Source organism: Flavobacterium hydrophilum (assembly GCF_003202405.1).
GTDB classification, from domain to species: domain Bacteria; phylum Bacteroidota; class Bacteroidia; order Flavobacteriales; family Flavobacteriaceae; genus Flavobacterium; species Flavobacterium hydrophilum.
Genome location: NZ_QJHL01000016.1, coordinates 1 through 1,524, shown reverse-complemented (window position 1 = coordinate 1,524; position 1,524 = coordinate 1). Strand labels below are relative to the sequence as shown.

Here is a 1,524-nt window from a genome sequence, read left to right as displayed (position 1 = left end):
TCAGCTGCCCTGCCGGGATGGTGATCGTAGTATTGCTTGCCGCATAATCTCCTGCTGAAGCTGTTCCTGCAAAGCCTAAGCTTACCACTGTATCGGTAGTCGTAGCCGTGCTCAGTGTAGCGGTGATCGTAGCCGTTCCAGCTGCGTTCTCGACGATTGTTGTCGTTCCGCTCAGGGTTACCGTTGGTACACCATTGTTATCTGTGATGGTTCCTGTTCCATTAGCAGTTGAATTAGTTGTATTTCCACTAGTTACAGTAGCTGCAATAGCAAAAGTCTCACTTGGTTCACTGATTGCATCAACTGTTGTTGGAACATTTACTGTAACATTTGTACTTCCGGCTGGAATTGTAACAGTTGTATTGACAGTAGTGTAATCCAATGCTCCTGCAGTACCATTTGATGTCGTTATTGTGATTTCAACATCGTTACAGGTAGTAGTACTCAAATCGATATTAAACACAGCATTAGTCCCTTCTGATGCAGTAGCATTTGAAATACTAAAAGAAGGAAGTGGATTTACTGTTACCGTAGCTTCTGCAGAATTCAAAGCGGTGCATACACCACTTTGAACTATTGCTCTATAAGAGGTAGTAGCCGTTAAGTTATTTGCCGTTAATGTATTGGTAGTATTCGCAATTGTTGTTACAGTAGCAAAATTATCTAATGATGATTCCCAACTAATTACATTACCTGTATGTCCAGATAATGTAAGTACTGTATTGTTAGTTCCTGTACAAACAGTCGTGCTTCCTGCAATACTTCCGCCAATAGAAGTTGGATTCACCGTAAAAGTAACATCCGAAGTTGTAGCCGCGCATGATCCGTTGGCTGCAACTGTATAACGAACCGTTACTGAGGTATCAGATGCAACGTCTGCCGGGGTATAAGTCGTTCCTGAAATGCTGCCGCCTCCCGAAACTACCGACCAGGTTCCGCCTGCAGGTGTAGCCGACAAGGCTTTGGTGGTATTCTCGCAGATTGCTGTTGTTGTAGTGGTATTATTGGCTGTTCCTGCAAAAGGGTTCACTGTAAAAGTAACATCCGAAGTTGTAGCCGCGCATGAACCGTTGGCTGCAACTGTATAACGAACCGTTACTGAGGTATCAGATGCAACGTCTGCCGGGGTATAAGTCGTTCCCGAAATGCTGCCTCCTCCCGAAACTACCGACCAGCTTCCGCCTGCCGGTGTAGCCGACAAGGCTTTGGTGGTATTCTCGCAGATTGCTGTTGTTGTAGTGGTATTATTGGCTGTTCCTGCAAAAGGATTCACAGTAAAAGTAACATCCGAAGTTGTAGCCGCGCATGATCCGTTGGCTGCAACTGTATAACGAACCGTTACTGAGGTATCAGATGCAACGTCTGCCGGGGTATAAGTCGTTCCTGAAATGCTGCCGCCTCCCGAAACTACCGACCAGGTTCCGCCTGCCGGTGTAGCCGACAAGGCTTTGGTGGTATTCTCACAAATAGCAGTTGTTGAAGTGGTATTGCTGGCTGTTCCTGCAAAAGGATTCACAGTAAAAG

General features: G+C 45.9%; 1 protein-coding gene. It reads right to left on the bottom strand.

What is annotated here, in order from left to right; genetic code table 11:
• A partial coding sequence (locus tag DMB68_RS23125; RefSeq protein ID WP_317047385.1) for a Calx-beta domain-containing protein occupies positions 1-1,524 on the bottom strand: 1,524 nt, incomplete at both ends.